This window comes from Halobellus ruber (assembly GCF_014212355.1).
GTDB lineage: Archaea > Halobacteriota > Halobacteria > Halobacteriales > Haloferacaceae > Haloquadratum > Haloquadratum rubrum.
The window spans coordinates 94,189-114,669 of sequence record NZ_JACKXD010000005.1; the positions used below are offsets into that span (position 1 = coordinate 94,189).

At 67.7% G+C, this 20,481-nt stretch carries 18 protein-coding genes; 12 read left to right on the forward strand and 6 right to left on the reverse strand.

The annotated features are described in order from the left end of the window. Positions 1 to 15 precede the first annotated feature (15 nt). Entirely contained in the window at positions 16 to 582 is a 567-nt protein-coding gene (locus tag H5V44_RS13655; RefSeq protein ID WP_185193878.1) for a hypothetical protein, read from the forward strand. Positions 583 to 682: 100 nt separating this feature from the next. Here the strand turns inward: H5V44_RS13655 and H5V44_RS13660 are convergent, their stop codons facing one another. Further along, a complete protein-coding gene (locus H5V44_RS13660) occupies positions 683 to 1,765 on the reverse strand; it encodes a CNNM domain-containing protein (protein WP_185193870.1) in 1,083 nt (360 codons plus the stop codon). A gap of 92 nt (positions 1,766 to 1,857) precedes the next feature. On the opposite strand from H5V44_RS13660, the gene H5V44_RS13665 reads away from it, so the two are divergent. The 3 genes from H5V44_RS13665 to H5V44_RS13675 all read left to right on the forward strand — a co-directional run bounded on the left by H5V44_RS13665 (position 1,858) and on the right by H5V44_RS13675 (position 4,269). After that, positions 1,858 to 2,181: a DUF5783 family protein gene (locus H5V44_RS13665; protein WP_185193692.1), complete on the forward strand. Its 324-nt coding sequence runs from the start codon at positions 1,858 to 1,860 to the stop codon at positions 2,179 to 2,181. A 57-nt stretch (positions 2,182 to 2,238) separates the two neighbouring features. Further along, entirely contained in the window at positions 2,239 to 2,604 is a 366-nt protein-coding gene (locus H5V44_RS13670) for a NifU family protein (RefSeq protein WP_185193693.1), read from the forward strand. Between the two features lie 117 nt (positions 2,605 to 2,721). Next, complete coding sequence (locus H5V44_RS13675) at positions 2,722 to 4,269, forward strand: sulfatase (RefSeq protein WP_185193694.1); 1,548 nt, start codon at positions 2,722 to 2,724, stop codon at positions 4,267 to 4,269. A 6-nt stretch (positions 4,270 to 4,275) separates the two neighbouring features. Here H5V44_RS13675 and H5V44_RS13680 read toward each other — a convergent pair whose 3' ends face one another. Next, a complete protein-coding gene (locus H5V44_RS13680) occupies positions 4,276 to 4,953 on the reverse strand; it encodes an HAD family hydrolase (protein ID WP_343067756.1) in 678 nt (225 codons plus the stop codon). A gap of 171 nt (positions 4,954 to 5,124) precedes the next feature. On the opposite strand from H5V44_RS13680, the gene H5V44_RS13685 reads away from it, so the two are divergent. After that, positions 5,125 to 5,832, forward strand: coding sequence for a hypothetical protein (locus tag H5V44_RS13685; protein WP_185193695.1), 708 nt, complete (start codon positions 5,125 to 5,127; stop codon positions 5,830 to 5,832). A gap of 26 nt (positions 5,833 to 5,858) precedes the next feature. Here the strand turns inward: H5V44_RS13685 and polC are convergent, their stop codons facing one another. Both polC and H5V44_RS13695 read right to left on the reverse strand, forming a co-directional pair. After that, positions 5,859 to 10,979, reverse strand: coding sequence for a DNA polymerase II large subunit (polC, locus tag H5V44_RS13690; RefSeq protein ID WP_185193696.1), 5,121 nt, complete (start codon positions 10,977 to 10,979; stop codon positions 5,859 to 5,861). Continuing rightward, a complete protein-coding gene (locus H5V44_RS13695; protein WP_185193697.1) occupies positions 10,979 to 11,398 on the reverse strand; it encodes a PPC domain-containing DNA-binding protein in 420 nt (139 codons plus the stop codon). The genes polC and H5V44_RS13695 overlap by 1 nt, the downstream gene beginning before the upstream one ends. A 131-nt stretch (positions 11,399 to 11,529) precedes the next feature. Here H5V44_RS13695 and H5V44_RS13700 point away from each other — a divergent pair, with 131 nt between their 5' ends. Then, a complete protein-coding gene (locus H5V44_RS13700; protein ID WP_185193698.1) occupies positions 11,530 to 11,673 on the forward strand; it encodes a hypothetical protein in 144 nt (47 codons plus the stop codon). A 100-nt stretch (positions 11,674 to 11,773) separates the two neighbouring features. Here H5V44_RS13700 and H5V44_RS13705 read toward each other — a convergent pair whose 3' ends face one another. Together H5V44_RS13705 and H5V44_RS13710 are read right to left on the reverse strand one after the other, a co-directional pair. Further along, complete coding sequence (locus H5V44_RS13705; protein WP_185193699.1) at positions 11,774 to 11,941, reverse strand: DUF7556 family protein; 168 nt, start codon at positions 11,939 to 11,941, stop codon at positions 11,774 to 11,776. A gap of 255 nt (positions 11,942 to 12,196) precedes the next feature. Then, entirely contained in the window at positions 12,197 to 13,543 is a 1,347-nt protein-coding gene (locus tag H5V44_RS13710) for an FAD-dependent oxidoreductase (RefSeq protein WP_185193700.1), read from the reverse strand. A 277-nt stretch (positions 13,544 to 13,820) separates the two neighbouring features. Here H5V44_RS13710 and H5V44_RS13715 point away from each other — a divergent pair, with 277 nt between their 5' ends. The 6 genes from H5V44_RS13715 (at position 13,821) to H5V44_RS13740 (ending at position 20,149) form a co-directional block, all read left to right on the forward strand. Continuing rightward, complete coding sequence (locus tag H5V44_RS13715; protein WP_185193701.1) at positions 13,821 to 15,020, forward strand: sensor histidine kinase; 1,200 nt, start codon at positions 13,821 to 13,823, stop codon at positions 15,018 to 15,020. Between the two features lie 93 nt (positions 15,021 to 15,113). Further along, the gene (locus H5V44_RS13720) at positions 15,114 to 15,959 is read left to right on the forward strand and encodes a CBS domain-containing protein (RefSeq protein WP_185193702.1); all 846 of its coding nucleotides are present in this window, start codon (positions 15,114 to 15,116) and stop codon (positions 15,957 to 15,959) included. Continuing rightward, complete coding sequence (gene glyS, locus H5V44_RS13725; protein ID WP_185193703.1) at positions 15,959 to 17,749, forward strand: glycine--tRNA ligase; 1,791 nt, start codon at positions 15,959 to 15,961, stop codon at positions 17,747 to 17,749. Before H5V44_RS13720 ends, glyS begins: the two co-directional genes overlap by 1 nt. Before the next feature lies 1 nt (position 17,750). Beyond that, positions 17,751 to 18,419, forward strand: a complete 669-nt coding sequence (locus H5V44_RS13730; RefSeq protein WP_185193704.1) for a dolichol kinase — start codon at positions 17,751 to 17,753, stop codon at positions 18,417 to 18,419. A gap of 54 nt (positions 18,420 to 18,473) precedes the next feature. Continuing rightward, complete coding sequence (locus H5V44_RS13735; protein WP_185193705.1) at positions 18,474 to 18,959, forward strand: cation:proton antiporter regulatory subunit; 486 nt, start codon at positions 18,474 to 18,476, stop codon at positions 18,957 to 18,959. Then, positions 18,959 to 20,149: a cation:proton antiporter gene (locus H5V44_RS13740; RefSeq protein ID WP_185193706.1), complete on the forward strand. Its 1,191-nt coding sequence runs from the start codon at positions 18,959 to 18,961 to the stop codon at positions 20,147 to 20,149. The genes H5V44_RS13735 and H5V44_RS13740 overlap by 1 nt, the downstream gene beginning before the upstream one ends. Positions 20,150 to 20,481: the final 332 nt, after the last annotated feature.

A 20,481-nucleotide genomic window follows, 5' to 3' on the forward strand; every position in this document is an offset into this window, starting at 1 on the left:
TCGAACCGACTACCGATGTCGTCGAGCGTACTCTCCGGTCGGTTCCAAGGCCGCGAGACGCAGTTTCACATCGAACTTCTCTACGGCGCGCTCTTCATCGGCGGGTTCGCGTACCTCGCGTTCCGCGTCGATCCCCGCGTCGCGGCCTTCGAGGGCGGACTCGTTGTCGGCTACCTCCTTCGGGTGTGGGAGAAGATGTCGATCTACGAGCGGATCCTCCAGGAGGCGGTCTCAGCGGAGGCCGAAACACAGGTCGAAGAGCAGGTCGAAGCGCAGGTCGACCGCGTCGAAGAGGAGGTGGACGAACAGGTCGAGGAGACGGTCGAAGAGACCGTCGAGGAGCAAGTGGGCGAGCAGGTCGAAGAGCGCGTCGAGGAGCAAGTGGGCGAGCAGGTTGAAGAGACCGTCGAGGAGCAAGTGGGCGAGCAGGTCGAAGAGACCGTCGAGGAGACGGTCGAAGAACAGGTCGAGGAGACGGTCGAAGAGCGCGTCGAGGAGACGGTCGACGAGCAGGTCGAGGAGAAAGTCGAAGCCGAGGTGGAAGAGCGGATCGACGGCGAGGAAGAGTCAGAGGCGACGTGACTTCGGGCTCCATCGGGCCGTTCCCGACCGTGCTCCCGCGGTCGAAGGTCCTCCGGGTCCGCATACCACCCATCGCAGCCGACGCGGTTCCCCGGCCGCGTCACACCGCGGCGTCGGTTGCGCTCCCGGCTCCCGTTTCGACGTCCAGCGGATCCTCGAGATCACCCATCACCGCCTCGAAGGCGTCGGTCGCGGTCAGAAGCCCCGCGACCTCGCCGTCGTCGACGACCAACGCGAGCTCCTGGCGTTCGGCCTGGAACCCATCGACCGCCTCGCTGATCGGCGTCTCGGGGGACAGCGTCATCGGCGGTGCTGCCACGTCCTCCAGGGTGGCGGTCCCCTCGCGGAGGTCGTCGACGCGGTCGATCACGCTGGGGACGTAGACGATCCCGCGGAAGTCCGACGGCTCCGACCCGATCAGGGGCAGCCGGGTGTGGGGGTTAGTGCCGATCCGGCGGAGGTTCTCGTCGATCGGCTCCTCGGTGGAGAGAAACACCACGTCCTCGACGGGCGTCATCTCGTCTCTGATGGGTCGTTCGCCGACCGTGAGGGCGTTGATCACTTCCTCGCGGCGCTCCTCCGGGATGTCGCCGCGGTCGAGGACCGATCCCAGCTTGTGTCTGAGGTCCGCGCGGGACTCGATGGAGTCGGTCTCGGCGTCCAACCACGCGCCGGTCATCTCGACGCCGAACAGCTTGAGGGTCCACTTGGCGACGCTGTCGCCGACCGCGATGATCGGCGAGATCACCTTCGCGAACCAGTACAGCGGCGTTGCGCCGTACCTGACCACGAACTTCGAGCGCTCGACGCCGAGGTACGTCGGCGTCTGCTCGCCGTGGGTGAGGTGGAGGAGGTTGATGATGAGGAAGGCGATGATCCCGCCGGCACCGACGGACGCCAGCACCGTCGCCTCGAAGAACGGCTCGAACAGCGCTGCCAGGGCGGGTTCGGCCACGATCCCGACCGCGATGCTGGAGGCGGTGATCCCGACCTGACAGGAGGTGAGGTAGATTTCCAGGTCGTCGGTCATCTCCCATCCGCGGCGGAGCCCCGCCTCGTCGAACTCGGATTCGGGGTACTGCCGGACCCGGGTGAGCGCGAACTCGATGGCGACGAAGAAGCCGTTCGCCAGGATCAGCGCGACCCCGGCGACTAGTCGGAGCGTGACTTCGAGGCCGTTCATCATATCGGCGGAAACCGTTCGACGGGTCAAATAAGCAGCGACAGCCTCCGGCGGGCACAACCTGTTTGTACTGCCGCCTGCGACGTACGGCTATGACCGACTTCGACCCCGAGAAGTTCGAGGACAAGTACGTCCACTACTTCCCGGAACTCCAGCGTGCCTACAAGAACGCCTTCGAGGCGATGAGCGAGCGGTACGATTCGGAGTTAATCCACGCGATCGACCAGCAGATCCTCAACGAGTCCGAGCCGTTCTACGACGACGGCTCGTTCCGGATCGAACTCCCGGACGAGCCCGCCGACCGGGTGACGGCGACCGTCGTCGACGAGGGAAAGCTGTCGGCGGTGCTCGACGCCTACGTCGAGGAGCTTCGGGCGCAACTCCGGACCGTGTTCGGGCTGACCGACGCCGAGTGAGCGGGATCGACCCCCCGGAACCAAAGGTCTAAGCCCGTCGCCGCCGAACCGTTCGGTATGAGCACTGAGTCCGCAAGCGGCGACGACGACCTCAAGGAGCGAGTCACGAACTTCCTGCGCCGGAACTTCCCGCAGATCCAGATGCACGGCGGCTCCGCCGCGATCCAGCATCTCGACCGCGAGAGCGGCGAGGTCACGATCATGCTCGGCGGCGCGTGTTCGGGGTGCGGCATCTCCCCGATGACGATCCAGGCGATCAAAAGCCGGATGGTCAAGGAGATCCCCGAGATCGAGACAGTCCACGCAGACACCGGAATGGACGGTGGCGGCGGCCACGACGAGGGCGGAATGTCCCCCTCGTTCCCGGGTGAGACCACCGGGGACGACGGCGGCAGCGACGAGGGGCCGCAGGCCCCGTTCTGAGGGGCCGCCCGGCTTCTCCGACGCGCAACTCGATGCCGGCCTCGATCCCGTGAGCCTCCGGGCCGCCGGCGACGGCGGACCGGTGGCTCTTTGCCCCCGTCGCCGCGAGGGGTGGGTATGCGCACGGAGTCGCCCGAAAACGTCCTGTTCGTGGTGATGGACACGGTCCGGAAGGACCGGTTGACGCCGTACGGGTACGACCGCCCCACGACGCCGAACCTCGACGACTTCGCCGCGGAGGCCACCGTCTTCGAGCAGGCGGTCGCGCCCGCCCCCTGGACGCTCCCGGTCCACGCCTCGCTGTTTACCGGCCTCTACCCTTCCCAACACGGCGCCGACCAGGAGAACCCCTACCTGGAGGGTGCGACCACGCTCGCGGAGACGCTGTCGGCGGCGGGCTACGACACCGCCTGCTACTCCTCGAACGCGTGGATCACGCCCTACACCCACCTGACTGACGGCTTCGACGACCAAGACAACTTCTTCCAGGTGATGCCCGGGGAGTTCCTCTCGGGGCCGCTGGCCCGCGCGTGGAAGACGATGAACGACAACGAGTCGCTGCGGGCGATCGCGGACAAACTGGTCAGCCTCGGCAACACCGCCCACGAGTACCTCGCCGGCGGCGACACCGCGGACTCGAAGACGCCAGCGGTGATCGACCGCACGATGGAGTTCGTTGACGACGCCGACAACTCCTTCGCGTTCATCAACCTGATGGACGCCCACCTGCCGTACCACCCGCCCGCGGAGTTCGCCGCGGAGTTCGCTCCCGGCGCTGACTCCGATGCGGTCTGTCAGAACTCCAAGGAGTACAACGCCGGCGCCCGCGACATCGACGACGACGAGTGGGCGGCCATCCGCGGGCTCTACGACGCGGAGATCGCCCACATCGACGACCAGCTCGGCCGGCTGTTCGACCGGCTGAAATCCGAGGGACGGTGGGACGACACGATGGTCGTCGTGTGTGCGGACCACGGTGAACTCCACGGCGAACACGACCTCTACGGCCACGAGTTCTGCGTCTACGATCCCCTGGTGAACGTTCCGCTGCTCGTAAAACACCCCGACCTGGACGCCGACCGACGCGGGGACCAGGTCGAACTCCTCGATCTGTACCACACCGTCCTGGACACCCTCGACGTGGAGGGGGGGACGCCGGCCGCCCCCGGCGACGACGCCGTCGCGCTCGACCCGACCCGCTCGCTGGTCTCCGACTCCTATCGCGCCTTCGGCGGCCTCGACGCCGCCGACCGCGACCCCGGCCAGCGCGGCGACGGCGAGTACGCGTTCGTGGAGTACTCCCGGCCGGTCGTGGAACTGACCCAACTCGAGGAGAAGGCCGCCGACGCGGGGATCGACCTCCCGAACGAGTCGCGGTTCTACTCGCGGATGCGCGCAGCGCGACGGGTCGACGCCAAGTACGTCCGGATCGACCGCATCGACGACGAGGCCTACCGGCTCGACAGGGATCCCGGGGAGACCGAGAACCTCGCTGACGGCAACGACGCCGCGGTTGCGGCGACCGAAGCCGCACTGTCGGCGTTCGAGTCCGCGGTCGGCGGCGCTTGGACCGACGCCCTCGACGACGACGTCTCCGACGATACGGTCGAGGAGATGGACGACGAGGCACAGGAGCGGCTCCGGGACCTGGGGTACCTGGAGTAGCCCCCGTTACTCGCCGATCACGTCGACGACCTCGTCCAGCCCGTCGACCTCGATGGTCGGCTCGACGCCGAGTTCGACGTCGGCGTTGTGATCCCGGCGGAGGAACGCGCTGTCCAGCCCCGCGCGATGTGCCGCGACGACGTCGGTCTCGCGGTCGCCCACGTAGATGCCGTCCGTCGCGCCGAGGGCGTCGAGCGTGTCGACGAGATAGTACGGCTCGGGCTTCCGCCGGCTGAACCCCACGGGGCCGAGTTCGCGGCCGCGGGCGGCGTCGAACGCCGTGAGCCCGAACCGTTCCACTACGAACTCCACCGTCCGGTGGTAGTTGTTGCTGACGACCCCGACCGCGACCCGGTCCGGGAGGCCGTCGAGCGCGCCGACGTCGTCGAAGAGGTCGCGGCCGGCGGCGTGGTCGACGGTGCGCGCGGCGCTGTGTTCCTCCCGCGCCGTGTAGAACTCCTCGGGGTCGACGCCGACAGCCGCACACGCCTCGACGAACGCGTCGCTGTACTCGTACTCCGAGAGTGTCGCGCGGTGCTCCTCGGCGACGTCCATCCCGCGGGCTTCCAGCAGGTCCTCGAGCGCCCGGGCGTGGACCGCGGGGTCGGTGCCTCGCCCTTCGAGCAGCACGCCGTCCATATCGAACAGGACCGCCCTCTCGCTCTCCTTTCGGCTTCCGTTCACTGCGCGATGCTTCGGGTCGGGGAGAAATAGGCTTTCGCTCGTCCGCTGCGGTCCCGGTCGGGGTGCGCGACGCCCGCGGGGTGAACGTGGCGGGTTCCCGGCCCCGTCGTCGGATCTCCCCCGCGGCCTCCCAGCGAACGGTTTTATGCGCCGGGGGGATACCCCACGCCAGTGACGCGAATCGACGTCTTCGGGACGGTCCGTCTGGACCGCCCTGCGAAACTCCGCGCGGAGCTCGAGGCGTTCTCGGAGGGGTCGGATCTGCTCCTCGTGGGGGCGCCGCGCGACACCCCGACGAAAGCGGACCGGCGGGCGCTACTCCTGCGACACCCGTCGGTGTATCTGGCGGGGGCGCTGTTCGGCCTGGTCTGGGGGCTCCCGGGACTGCTCCTGACGCGACAGTTCGGTTCCGTCGATCGGGTCGTCCGGGAGCGGGTGGCGGCGGAACACGGGCTCGACGTCGAACCCGTCGGCCGCAGCCTGGTCGGTGCCGTCGGCGACGTCTCCCCGATGGAGACCCTCCTCAGCTGGTTTCAGTTCGCGGTGACGGGACTATTTCTCCTCTCCTCGGTCGCGCTCTCCGCCGGCCGACTCCTCGATGTGGCCGTGCTTCCCGGGGTCTCGCCGCTGACGCTCGGCGCGTGCGGCTTCGTCGTCGGGTTCCTCCCGGCGGCCTTTCTCGCCCGGGATTCCCTGTCGGCGCGCAACGAGGCGATCGCCGAGAACGTCGAGCGGGTGGTTTCACCCCGGGACGACGTCGACGTCGCCTGTCTGGTCGTGGGGTACACCCACGTTCCGGGCGTGGAACAACGGTTCCAGGAGCGGGACGTCGCTCTCGGACGGACGCACAGCTCGAAGTTCTGCAGGCGGAACTCGTAGCCGGCGTCGGCTCCGCCCGCGGCGGGTCACATGTAGTCCGCAAACGTCGTCGGCTTGTTCTTGTCGTTCTCGAAGACGGATTCGAGGCTCCGTTCGAGGACTTCGAGCCGCTGTTTGGTGTACTCCCGGCAGCCGAACTCCTCGGCGACCCGCGTTGCGGTCTCCATATACTTGTTCACCGACCCCTGATGGACGGTGAGGTTGACCCGGCCGCCGCACTCCCGGCAGTCGCCGGTCAGCGGCATCCGGCGGTACTTCTCCCCGCAGTCGAGACACCGGGTCTCCTGTCCGGAGAAGGCCCGCAGGTTCCCGATGAGGTCGGGGAGGAAGTGGTACTCGATGATCCGCTCGGCCACGTCGGTCTCGTCGACGGCGCGGAGCTTCCGGGCGAGTTCCAGTTGGGCGTCCATCTTGTCCTTCATCGAGCCCAGGGTCTTGTACGCCGACAGGTCCGGGCCGAGCGCGATGTCGCCGGTGTCGTGGGTGTGGTCGAACCCCCGGTACTCGTCGTCGGTGCCGACCGAGTCCTCGGCGAGCGTGATCAGCTCCTCGACGGCGTCGGGGTCGGCCATCTCCCGCGTCGACTCGTAGAACGCCCGGGGGTACTGCCGGACGACGTCCATATTGTGCGCCTCGTCGTCGATCTCGCTGGGGTCGATCCGGGAGGACATCACGAGGGGTGCGTCCATACGGCCGCCCCGCTGGTCGGGGAGGTACGACTTCGAGAAGTTCAGCAGGCCGTCCATCAGGAGCATCACGCAGTCCTCGTCGCCGTCGCATTGGCGAACCGACATATCGTTCGCAACGAGTGAATGCGTATCTTCGACCGTGAGGCAGTAGACGTGTTCCGGAGTGTCGCCGACGTACTCAATATCGTCGACCGGATCGACGAGATAGTTCTCCGTTCCGCCGTCGTAACAGTACGGTATTCGGTCGTCCGCCTCCCGACCGAACGCGTGTCCGCGGAGCGTTCGATCTTTCCGAGTCAGATGGAACCCGACCTGTTCGGCAAACCGGACGGCGTCGTCCCGGGAGACGCTGATCTCGAAACCAGGACGCGAGAGCGACTCGTCGTCCTCGTCATAGAATTCGGGGAACTGTCCTCGAAGCGGGACTTTGGGACGGTTATTCACCTGTCCGCTGATCCCGAGGCGGGTGAGCAGCGCGAGCACGTCCGATTTGAGTTCCGGGCTCACTGTGTCCGCAGTGACCCGTGGGGCTGCCCTGTCAGCGGACCCGTCCCCGCTGAAATAACCACCCAGATACGCGCTGACGATCTGCTCCGGTGCGTCGAAGATACAGTCCGGAACCCGTTTGGCGTGTGCGTACACGCCGACGTCGAGGACAGTATCGAAGAATGCGCGAAGCAGTCGACCTGACACTGTCACTTTCGCGTGGTTCTCGCGGTAGGGTTCAACTCCGAATTCCTCACGGAGCACCTCCGCATAGAAGTCGCGCGCCTCCGCCTCGGTCCCGCAGATCGTCGTCTGGTGGATAGTCCCCTTCGGAGTGTTCTGTTCGCGTGCAAACCCTTCCGCGGCGTAGTATCCGAGTAGCGTGGCGACGCGCTCGTTTAATTCGATTGTCCTGTCGATCTCAGTCGAATCCCGTTTCACACCGAGCCGCACGTCGGTCGGGACGAACTCCAACATCGCCTCGGTGGAGTCGAAGAACTCCAACAGGATGTCTACGGGGAAGCTTCCGCGATAGAGGTAGTTGCTCAGGCTCTTCTTCGTGAGGTCGAGATATTCGGCAGTGCTCTGTAGCGGGTAGAAACGGCCGTTCCATCCGTCGGCAAGCCGCTCGGTGAACAGATCGTAGAGCGCTTCCTTCTCAAGCCCCTTGATCATCAGCCGGTCGTCACCAATCACCTCGGAGCCGACGAACTCCGCGAGCAGATCGAACTTTTCGGGCTCGTCCGCTTCGATGCTGTCGAGGTGGGCCGGTTTGATCACGTGATCGTCTTCGTCTATCTCTCTCGCCTGTTTCGACTGGATCTCGCCACCGTCGAGAACGTGTAGCTCGTGGTCCGGCGTCACCGTGATCGGCCGCCCACTCCGCGTCGTTATCTCCAGCATATGCTCCGGCGCAACGTGCTTCGAGACGGCCTCGACGGGCCGCACCACCTCCTCGCCGTCTTCGGTGATGGAGGGAACGTACACGTCGCCGTCGAGTTCCGTCACAAGCGTCCCGAAGTCGTCCTCGTCTGCGGTCTCGGGATCGAGACGTTCCTTGACGAGCGTCTCGATGGGGTCGTGACGCCACGCTTCCGATTCGTCCCGATACCAGACCTTCGTCTCGGGGTGGAAGCAGTTTCGCCTCTTGGCGGCGTGGAAGTACGGATGCGCGTACCCGACGGCCGCTGAGGTGAACCCAACGACGCGGCCGACCACCGCGGCGGAGGTGTGCGGCGCCATCCCGAAGACGAGTTCGCCCACGAGGTCGTCGCGCTCGTCGACCTCGTAGAACGGTGGGAGGCCGTAGAACTCGGTCAGGAGGTCGTCGACGAAGTCCGCGGTCTTGAGCATGTGCTCGGCGGCGCCGTCCGAGAGCACGACGTCCTGGACGTTCAGCTCCACCAGCTGGTCGTCGAACCGGAGGGGCTCGCCGTCGATATCGGTCCTGTATCCGAGTTCGCGGAAGTCCTCGGCGGTCACGCCGAGCTCGGAGGGCCGGACCGACGTGACCGGGAGGTCGGTCATGTCGTACCGGACGGTGCCGTCCTTGAACGCGGTCACGCCGTTCTTCGCGCGGAGGACGCCCTTCGCCATCGGCTCGGGGGTTTTGTCCGCGGAGGTGAGCCCCTTCACCCCCTTCATGATGTCGTAGGCGGACTCCCGCTCCCCGACGGCCTCCAGCGCCCCCCGGTACTCCTCGCCGACGTCGACCGAGACCCACCGTGGGCTCTCGACCGCGCGGTCACAGCGGTCGCAGTGGACCCGGCCGGACTCGTCGGGTTCGACGACCTGCCCGCACTCGTCGCACTCGTAGAAGGGCTCGGTGTGGGTCGCACACTCGGGACACCGCGTCCGGTAGGTGTGGGTGTCGCAGTTCGGACACACCCGATCGCCCGCCCGAACGTCGACGACGCCGCGCCGTCCCTCGTCGTCGCGGGCGCGGGCGGCCTTCCCCACGTCGCGTTGACTCCCGCCGGCCTCGCCGATGGGAAAGAGCGTGTGGACCGCCGGCGAGAGGTCCCGGGACTCGGACTTCTCCGGGCGGCCCATCCGGTTGCCGATCCGGGTCGGTGCACGCTCCCGGAGGTCGTACGGGGCGACCTCGTTTACCGCCTCCAGCGCGCTGTCGCCGCCCTCCCACTCGCGTGCCGCCGTCGACAGCGACGACGCCGTCCAGGTTCGTTCGAGTCGGGAGTCGCCCCCGGCAACCTCGAAGCCCAGCGACCGGACCAGCGGCCGCCACTCAGGGATCCGAATCGTCTCTCCCCGCTGTGTGTGTTCGACGAGCAGGCGCTCGAGGGTTCGCGCGGTGGCGTCGTCGTTCGGGAGTTCGAGCGCGTCGGCGGCCGACGCGTCCCCACCCCCGGCGTTCCCGTGGCTCGACCCGTCGGCCTCCGGCGCTACTACCGTCCCCTCCTCGACGGCGTCGGCGAGATCAACGAACTGTTCGACCGACACGTCGTGCCAGAGATACGTGTAGTCGGGATGGAGCGGACAGTCGTACGCCGTCGCCCACTCGTGGGCCTCCGCGGGCGTCGGATCGTCGAGGTCGACACCGGGATCGTCGTCGAGCGCCTGCACCGGGCCGCCGGCGGCCGCAAAGTCCTGGACCCACCACTCGACCACGTACGACGCGGGCGCGAGCGGGTGGTTGTTCTCGACGAACTCCCCGACGTTCACGAGGTACTCGCCCAGATCCAGGATCTCCTCGACGCCGTTCCGGACCGCGAGCGCCTCTTCGGGGTCGTCGATCCGACGCACGTCGCCGTTGGCGAGGCGGACCGTCGGCCCCTCGATGGAGTCGACCGGGACGACCCCCGCGGCCTTCCCGGGGCGTTCGGTCTTGATCTGGGTCCCGGTCGCGAGAAAGTCGTCGACCAGATGCATCGTCGCGGGGTGGACGCCCGCGGTCGCGAAGCCGTGGTTCCGCGCGCGGCCGTAGCGGAGACGGAATCCGCCGGCGGCGCTCGGGTGACCGAACACCGGCCGGCCGGCGATCAGGTCCCGGAGGTACTTCTCGGAGGGGTCGGGCCGGGGGGCGCCCGCCGGCGTCGACTCGGTGTCGTCGTGCTCCTCTTCTCCGGCGTCGCCGTCGGTGCCTCCCTCGTCGCCGTCCTCCGCCGACCCCCCGCCGATCGTGCCGTCGATGAGGTCCTGGAGCCACGGCCACGCCACCTCGTCGAGGTCGCGGGTGTACCGCTGGATCTTCGGCGCCTTCAGCGCGATCCCCTCGGCGAGCACCAGACACATCCCGCCGCGGGCGGCGTTGGTGTCGACCCGTTCGAGGTCGCGAAAGCCCGAGACCTCCTCGTCGCCGGTGGCCTCGCCGTCGAGCATGATCGGCATGTGCTCCGCGATGAACCTCGTCTCCGTGTCCTTCGGCGTGTACTGGAGGCCGGTCTCCTTGTCGTAGAGGGCGACCTCCTCGGCGTAGCGTTCGATCTCGTCGCTTCGGGCGCGGAACTCGTCGATTCCCAGCAGCGACCGGGCGTAGTCGGCGACGAGCACCGAGAGCGCCTGGGCGGTCCCGCCCGCAGACCGGATCGGCCCGGCGTAGTAGACGTTCACGAACTCCGTGCCGTCGTCGTTCTCCAGGATCTCCACCCGGTCGATCCCCTCGATCGGCGCGGCGACGACGCCCTCGGTCAGGAGCGCGACCGCGGTCCGGACCGCGCCCTCGATCTTCCCCGCGCGGCCGTCGTAGTCGCCGACGGTCCCCTCCACGAAGTCGGTGACGAGTTCGAGTGCGGCCTCCTCGCGGGACATCTCGCCTTCGAGTTCGCGGACGCGCTCGGCGACGCCGCCGATCCCGAGGATGTTCTCGACGCGGTCGGCCATGTCCTTCGCGATCGGGATCTCGACCTCCGTTTCGGGGTCGTGACCCTGCCGTTTCGCGCGCTCGGCGCGGTCGAACGCCTCGTCGAGACGGGCTTCGATCCGCTCGAAGTGCCGCTCGTCGTCCGACCGCATCAGAGCCAGAGGTCCAGGTCGGTCGGCTCGTCGCGTTCGCGTTCCAGCGGTTCGTCGAACTCTCGGAGATACACCTCGCCCGCGAACACCGTGGCCGCGTTGAGGTGTCCCGCCAGCGACTGGCCGCTGGGACGGGAGAGGACCGCGTGGGTGTGGGCGAACCGTTCCCCCTCGAGGTCCGCGACGTTGCCGACGCAGGCCGCTACCTCCAGCGGTTCGTCGAACCGCACCGACCGGTACTCCGTGTCCTCTTGGTCGTAGAACCAGACCTCGGCGTCCTGGACCGCGCCCATCGCCTGGAACCACGCGGCGTCGATCCCTTCGAGGTCGGCGAACTCCTCGATCTCCGTGCGCCAGTCGGCGCCCGTCTCGAGTCGCAGCAGGAACTCCCTGGTCGCGTCAACCTCGCGGTACTGCATATCCGCCCCCTCGGCGGACGCGGACAAAAATCCCTCGTTCGGGGCGGGGCGATCCCCGCCGCCGACGGATCGCATCCGACGGCGAACGCACAAGTGCGGCGAGCACGTATCGGCGCGCCGGAACGGAGCCGATGAGCGACACCGGACGACCCGGCGGCGACGCAGCTATCGACGACGCGGACGGCGAGGAAGACGACGGTCTCCTCGGCCGCGCGAGGTCCGTTGGCGTCGAACTGCTCGGGACGGTCGCCGACGCCGTTCTTGAGGCCCTGTGAGCCGCGGTCGCTACGGCGCCGGGGGCGCGGAGTCCGGACTGTCGTCCGGTAAGTAACCATCGGGAGGGGGTGTCGTCGCGGGGAGCGGCACGGGGCGTCGTCAGATCCACTCGCGAAGCGACGGCGCTTCCGCTACCGGCACCGACAGCCACGCGTCGTCCCGGGAGACGTCCGCGATGACGAACTCCGGTTGTGCGGAGGCGGAGTCGACTGAGGCCATCACCTCGGTGTTGGACGCGTCCGTCACCGCCGTCGCGTTCTGCGTCATGTTTGTGAGTGTGTCTCACTCATACATAAACCCGTCGGAACGTCACGACGAGGTACAAAACGAATATGTAGTATTTATCGAAAAAGGGTTGGAGTAGTACTAATTAGGTCAAAAAACAATACGTATGTCTACCACACTCGCTGTTCTGCGAAACGTAGTCCCGCTGGCAAGGGCGTCATAGAGCGATCGGCACACCGATCTCCATACCTTCGAATCGCTCAGTACAGACGAACGGCTGTAGCGAAAGAGATCGACTCAGGAGGGCAAAAGCACCCGAGCGGCGATACGCGGATGGAACAGGCTTGTCGGTCGTTCCTCCAATCGGAGTACACGATAAAACGCTTCGGCTACCTGTTCGTTGTCGTGTGCAGTGTCGATCAACCGGGAGAGGTACCGGTTGAAGATGTCGGTTCCGAACGGTTTCGGCCCGTCGGTCTCCTCAAACTGGAAATCACCCCCGACTGCTACCTGCCAGACCACCTCGAGGTGCGTTTCGGCTCGATCGAAAAACCGGAGGCCGATGTCGTGAGCGCCATTGGAAAGCACGTGGTGGAGCTGTAGCGCATCGAGTGCTGCTACAGACATCCCCTGCCCGTAGATGGGATTGAAACTCGCAATAGCGTCACCGGTAACCACGAGTCCGTCCGGGAACCGATCAAGCGCCTCGTAATGCCGCCACTGGCTGGCCGGGAACGGATACACGCTAACCTCCTCGGACACCCACTCCTGCTGCCGGAGCAGGTCGGCTATCGATGACATTGGGAGTCGGTCAGCGAAGTCGATGTACGATTCAATGTCGCCCGGAGGATGGCCCCCGTGCATCCCAAACAGGGTGACAATCCAGCTATCGCCCTCGGCGGGTATTGCGACGCCGCCCTTCGGCTCGCCAACCTGCGGGACGCAGAAATACGCACGACGCTCTTCGGAGGGGCGATCGACGGTGACGGTTCCGTACGCGAGGTCAACGTCGACACGATCGGTCGGTGGCGACGTGTAGCCGTTGTCTGCGAGCCACTTGTGAGTTCGTGAGGTGCGGCCAGTGGCGTCCACGACGAGGTCAGCCGAGAGCGTCCGTTCCTCACCAGTTTCTCCCCGGAATCGAACACCTTCGACTGCTGTGGCGTCATCGTCGCTGCGGTAATCGACAAACTGACACTCGTCCCGAATACGTATCTCTGGGCTGTCCGTCACCCGCCGGCGGACGACCTGTTCGAATAGCGGGCGGCTCGCACAAAGCATCGGGAGTTCGCTCGCCGGGTCTGCCAGACGTTTTCCGTTGTCGAAATAGTCGAGTTCGGTTGCGGCATCAAGTACGAGCGCACCCTCGTCCCGAACCTCGTCTTGGTATCCCGGGAACAGGTCGTTGAGCACGATTCGGGCCGGCTCTAGCATCACGTGGACGTGCTGTGACTGCGGGATCCCGCGGCGGGCTACCGGTTCGTCCGTCATTGGATCGCGCTCAAGCAGCGTCACTCGGTCATAACCGTCAATCAGGACCCGTGCCGTCAGGAGACCGGCCATACTTCCACCGACCACGATGGCGTGGTCCCCGGAGTCGGGAACTGCCGCTGCTTCGTACGCCGACGCCGATGACAGAGTCATACCTGATCGTATATAATTAAAGAATGTGTAGAAAATATATTTTTCGAAGGTACCGATAGTATGTGATCGGATTACGGGACAGCCGCGTTACGCCGCTCAACCCGCAACCAGGATTTCACGGCTGATTCGCCCACGAAATCGTGAAATAAACACCGTAATGACTCTTCTACGACACCCTGCCGCTGGCTACTCTACCACCTGCTGCCGCCCCGACGTGGAGTATCAGACCTGATACTGCGTGGAAACACACATAGTAACGGCGCGCGTGTCCCCGGTTATGGATGGGCTGCCCGGGGAGCTGGCGTCCGGTCGGGTAGCGTCCGACACCGGACCGCCCGACGCGGACGGACACCACGCCACGCTCCGGAGTATCGTCCTCGACGTCTCGACGAGCCTGATGAGCGCCGAACCCGACGAACTCGACACGAAGATCGAGTGGAGCCTCGGGACCGTCGGCGAGCACATCGGCGCCGACCGCGGCTACACCGTCGAGTCCCGTGGGGACGCGTTCAGCGTTGCAGCGGAGTGGACCGCCGACGACATCGACCCGCGACAGCCCCGGCGCCTCGACCTCGACGCCCACGAGTGGCTCGTCGACCGGCTCGAGGGGTTCGAGAACGTCCCCGTGCCGGACGTCGGGGAGCTGCCGGCCGGCCCGACGCGGCGGCACCTCCGGGACGCCGGTGTCCGGTCTGCGGTGTTCCTGCCGATGGTCGACAGCTGGTCGCTCGTCGGGTTCGTCGGCTTCGAGACGCTGACCGCCGATCCGGAGTGGCGCGGCCCGGAGGTGAGCACCCTCCGGACCGCGGCTGATGTCGTAACTCACTCCCGTGCCCGGGTCCGGCGCGAGCGGGAACTCGCGGCGCAAAACGAGCGGCTGGAGGCCTTCGCGAGCGTCGTCTCACACGACCTCCGGAACCCGCTCAACGTCGTGACCGGCTCGATCGAGATCGCGCAGGCGGAGACCGACTCCGACCACCTGGACCGGGCCGCCCGCGCTGCCGACCGGATGGACGACCTCATCGACCAGGTGCTGACGCTGGCCCGGGAGGGTGAGGACATCAGCGACACTCGGGCGGTGCGGCTCGCCCACGTCGCCGACCTGGCGTGGGACGCAGTCGACACCGCGGCGGCCGACCTCCGCGTCGAGGGCGACTTGGGGGTCGTCGACGCCGACCCCGACCGGCTTCAGGAGGGGTTCGCGAACCTGTTTCGGAACGCGGTAGAGCACGCCGGTGACGACGTCGTGGTCCGTGTCGGTCGGTCCGACGACGGGTTCTACGTGGCCGACGACGGTCCCGGGATCCCCGAGTCCGAGCGTGATGCGGTGTTCGACCGCGGTCATACCTCCGACGGCGGAACCGGGCTCGGGCTGGCGATCGTCCGGAGCATCGTCGAGGCCCACGGGTGGGAGATCAGTGTCACCGACACCGAGGACGGTGGCGCCCGGTTCGACGTGACCGACATCGCGGAGTAACCCGCTGACGGGCCCGACCCGCACGTCCTGCCCCGCCGGCCGGATGTCCGGGGGCTTCAAAGAGTACAAGAGGTGTGGCGGAGTAAGGCGGGTATGAACGTTGCCGACGCGATGACGCCCCGCGATGAGCTGGTCACCGTCGAACTCCCGGGGACCCGCGACGACGTGCTGGAGTACCTCCAGGAGCGGGGCTTCTCCTCGGTCCCGGTCGTCAAGCAGACCGACGACGGCGAGGAGTACCGCGGGCTGATCTCCCGCCAGGAGCTGATCGAGCGCCCCGACGAGGACCAGCTCGCGGTGCTTATGCGCGAGGTTCCGACCGTCACCCCCGACGCCACCGTCGAGGAGGCGGCGCGGCTGATGGTCGACGCCGGGAGCCGTCGGCTCCCGGTGGTCGACAGCCGGCTCGACGGGATCATCACCGTCACCGACGTGATCCGGGTCATCGCCCGCGGTGAGGTCGCCGTCGACACCACCGCCGGCGAGATCGCCACGGCCGACGTGAACACCACCTACGTCGAGACGCCGCTCCCGGTCGCGGAACGGGAGATCCACTACGCGAACGTCCCGTACACCGTCTGCCTCGACAGCGAGGGGTCGATGGCGGGCATCCTCACTGAGGTCGACATCATCGAGGTCGCCCGCGTGGTGGAGGGCGAAGACGACACCGGCGACTCGGTGGCCGGCCAGGACGACGACTGGATGTGGGAGGGAATCAAGGCGGTCGGCAAGCGGTACATCCCCACCCGGAACGTCGAGATCCCCGCCGAGCCCGCCTCGCGGTTCATGTCCGAGGAGATCACCGCCGTCCCGCGGACCAAGCCGGCCACGGAGGTCGCCCAGACGATGCTCACCGAGGACATAGAGCAGGTACCGCTCGTCGCCGGCGACGAACTCGTCGGGATCGTTCGCGACGTCGACCTGGTGGAGGCGGTGTGATGAGCGGCGAGGGCGAACGCCTCGCGGAACTCGCGAAACGCCGCGGCTACTTCTTCGGCGCCAGCGGGGCGTACGGCGGCGCGGCGGGGTTCTACACCTTCGGCCCGCAGGGTGCGGCGCTGAAATCGAACGTCGAGGACGCGTGGCGCGACCGCTTCACCGTCCGGGAGGGTAACTTCGAGATCGAGGCGCCGACGATAATGCCCGAACCCGTCTTCGAGGCGTCGGGACACCTCGACGGCTTCGACGATATGCTGGTGGAGTGTCCCGACTGCGGGGAGTCCCACCGCGCGGACCACCTGATAGAGGACAACACGTCGATCGAGGACGCCGAATCGCTCCCGGTCGCCGACGTCGAGGACCTGCTCGGCGACCACGGGATCCGGTGTCCGAACTGCGGCGGCGACCTGGCCGAGGAGGCGGTGACGCAGTTCAACCTGATGTTCGAGACGACGATCGGGCCGGGGTCGTCGACGCCGGGGTACCTCCGGCCGGAGACCGCCCAGGGGATCTTCGTGGAGTTCCCGCGGATCAAGGAGTACGCCCGGAACAGCCTGCCGTTCGGCGTCACACAGATCGGGCGAGCGTACCGAAACGAGATCTCGCCGCGGAAGAGCATCGTCCGCACCAGGGAGTTCACCCAGGCCGAACTGGAGCAGTTCGTGGATCCCGAGCGCGACGACCCCGACCTCGACCGCGTCGCCGACGTCGAGGTCACGCTCTACCCCGTCACCGAACAGGAGGCCGACGGCGGGGCCTACGTCGAGACGACGATCGGGGCGGCGGTCGAGGAGGGGATCGTCGGCGACGCGTGGATCGGCTACTTCCTCGGGATCGCCCAGGAGTGGTACGAGGGGGTGGGCGTCGATACGGACCGGTTCCGGTTCCGCCAGCACCTCCCGGGGGAGCGGGCACACTACGCCGCCGATTGCTGGGACGCCGAAAGCGAGGTCGACGGCGACTGGATCGAGGTCGCGGGCTTTGCCTACCGGGGCGACTACGACCTCTCGAAACACGCCGAGTACGGCGACGACGACTTCACCGTCTTCCGGGAGTTCGAAGAGCCGCGGACGGTCGAGCGGGCGGTCGTCGAGCCGGATATGAGCGTGCTCGGCCCCGAGTACGGGAGCGAGGCCGCCGACGTCGCCGCCGCCTTGGAGGAACTGGCCGACCGCAACCCCGCGGCGTTCGACGGCGACGAGGTGCAGGTCACCGTCGGCGGCGAGACCCGCACCGTCGACAGCGACGTGGCGAACTTCCGGATCGAGGAGCGGACGGTCAACGGCGAGCACATCACGCCGCACGTGATCGAACCCTCCTTCGGCGTCGACCGGACGGTGTACACGCTCCTGGCGCACGCCTACCGCGAGGACGAGGTCGGCGACGAGACGCGGACCTACCTCTCGTTGTCGCCGACGGTCGCCCCCACCGACGTGGGCGTGTTCCCGCTGGTCTCGAACGTCCCGGAACTCGTCGACCGCGCGGAGGGCGTCGTCGACGACCTCCGGCGGGCGGGGTTCAGCGTCACCTACGACGACTCCGGCAGCATCGGCCGCCGGTACCGCCGACAGGACGAGGTCGGGACGCCGTTCTGCGTCACCGTCGACCGCGACGGCCTGGAGGGCGACGGCCCCGACACCGTGACGGTCCGGGAACGGGACTCCGCACGGCAGGTCCGGCTCCCGATCGAGTCGCTGTCGACCGAGCTCGAGGCCGTGATGGACGGCGACACGTCGTTCGACGGGCTGGTCGCGGCCTACGACGCCGTCACGGCCGACACGGACGCCTAAGGTGCCGGTCGCCACGCTCGCCGAGGACCTCGCGGCGCGGCGCGAGCTCAAGCGGCGACTCGTCCACGCCAGTGGCACGGGGCTGCCGCTCCTCTACGTGCTCGATCTCGTGACGTGGCGACAGTTCGGCTTCGTGATGCTCGCGTGTTCGGCGGTCGCGGCGGCACTGGAGTTCGTCCGGCTGGCGGTCGGCCTCGAGTGGGCGATCTACGACGAACTCACCCGCCCGTACGAACAGGAGAACGTGGCGGGCTACGGGCTGTACATGTTCAGCATCACCGCAGTCGTGCTGGTCTTCGCGCCGCAGGTCGCCGTCCCGGCGACGCTGATGCTGACGATCGGCGATCCGGTCTCGGGGCTGCTGTCGGGGTCCCGCGAGGCGGGCGAACCGAAGCGGCCGCGCACGCTCGCGGCGATGTTTCTGGTCTGTCTCGCCGTCTCGGTGCCGTTCCTGGTGCCGGCCGCGGGACCCGCGGCCGGCGTCGTCGCGGCAGTTGCCGCCGCCGCCGCCGCGACGCTGGCCGACGGGTTCACGCCGGTGATCTCGGGGTACGTCGTCGACGACAACGCCTCGATCCCGCTCGTTGCGGCCGTCGCCGGCGGCGCGGTACTCGCCGCTACCGGCGCCGCGCCCGTGTTCGATGTCGGTGTCGTCCCCGCGCTCGCGTAATCAGTCCCCTCCCGCGGAGCACAACTTTTGTACGGCGCCGACGAACCACCGGGCGTGACCGTCTACGAGAGCGACCTCCCGGGCGTCGGCAAGAAACACGAGATCGACGTGCCGGACGGCTCCCGGCTCGTGGTCGTGACCCACAACGACGGCCACCGGGAGGTCTTCCTGCGGGAGACCGCCGACAGCGACTCCGAGAAGCTCTTCGAGCTGCCGGACGACCTGGCGCGCCGCGTCGGCACGATCCTCGAAGGCGCGTACTTCCAGCCGGTCCGCTCGGAGGACGTCGCGACGCTCCTCGGCGGCGACACGATGCTGGAGTGGGTCGAGGTCGGCGAGGAGTCGCCGCTCGCGGGGCGGACGCTGGCCGACTCCGACCTCCGCGCGGAGACCGGGGCGTCGATCGTCGCCATCGAGCGCGGCGACGAGGTGCTCCCCTCACCGGGGGGTGAGACGACGGTCCACGCCGGCGATATGCTCATCGCCGTCGGCTCCCGCGACGACTGCGACGCCCTTGAGTCGTGGGTGACGGGCGAGTAATGGCGGCCGGGCTCTTCGAGTTCGGCGAGGTGCTCCTCGTGTGTGCCGTCGCCGGGGCGCTCGCGCTCCGGATCGGCCTCTCCGTGATCCCGCTGTACGTCGTGGGCGGAATGCTCGCGGGTCCCTTCGTCGCCGGCCGGGTCGGGCTCCCCGCGGTCCCGCACGGGGAGGTACTCGCCGTGCTCGCGGAGGTCGGGATCGTGCTCCTGCTTTTCTTCCTCGGGCTGGAGTTCAGCCTCGACCGGCTGTTCGCCGCCCGCTCGCAGATCAGCCGCGCGGGCGTCGTCGACGCGGCGTTGAACCTGCCGCTGGGGATCGCGCTCGGACTCGCTTTGGGGTGGTCGGCGACGGAGGCGCTGCTGCTCGGCGGGATCGTCTACATCTCGTCGTCGGCGATCATCACGAAGACGCTCATCGACCTGGGGTGGATCGCCGACCCCGAGGCCGATCCGATCCTCGGCACCCTCGTCTTCGAGGACCTGTTCATCGCGGTGTATCTCGCGGTGGTCACATCCCTCGTCGTCGGCGGGGGCGACGTGGCCGAGTTGGGGCGGTCGCTGGCGGTGGCCTTCGCCTTCTTAGGGGCGCTTCTCGCCGCCGTGCAGTACGGGACGGGCTTTTTCACCAGGGTGTTGGACGTGGCCGACACCGAGTCGTTCGTCCTCCGCACCCTCGGGGTGGTGGTCCCGGTCGCCGGCGTCGCGCTGACGCTCGGCGTGAGCGAGGCGGTCGCGGCCTTCTTCATCGGGATGGGGTTCGCCACCAGCGGCCACCGCGACCGGATCGAGCGGCTGCTCACGCCGGTCCGGGACGTCTTCGCCGCGGTCTTCTTCTTCTGGATCGGCGTCGGCACCGACCCGCGGCTGGTCGTCGGCGTCGTGGTCCCGCTGGCGGCGGCGGTGTTGCTAACTACCCCCGCGAAGCTACTCTCCGGCTACCTCGGCGGTCGCGTCTACGACCTCTCGGCGCACCGGTCGCTCCGCGTCGGGGTCGGGCTGGTGCCCCGCGGGGAGTTCTCCCTTGTCATCGCTGCCCTGGCCGCAAGCGGGTCGACCGTGGTGATGCGGGAGACCATCCCCGCCTTGGCGGTGGGGTACGTCCTGGTGATGAGCGTCCTCGGGACGGTGCTGATGCAGCACTCCGACGCGGTCGAAGGCGCCGCCCGCCGCCTCCGACCCGCAGGGGGATGATCGGACCCCCGCGGCGGGACCTCGGCCGCTCTCGAAACCGTTTAGTGGGAGAGGAGAGTTACGTCAATCGATGACGCGGCTCCACACGCGGGACGGCCGTCGCGCCCCGGGAGCCGCGCGTCCGGCCGTCTCGGCCCCCGAGAGCCGCGGTCCGGTCCGGTCGGCCGGCGTCGCGCGACCGCGACGACGGGCCGCGTAGGCCCAGTATTACCTCCTCCACGTCGTATCGACTGACTGGGAAGCGACCAGCGTCTCCAGAGGCATCCTCGCGTTTTGTTTCCAACCCCCTAAACCGTGTAATTTATACGGGAGAGCGTCCGAGACGGTGGTAT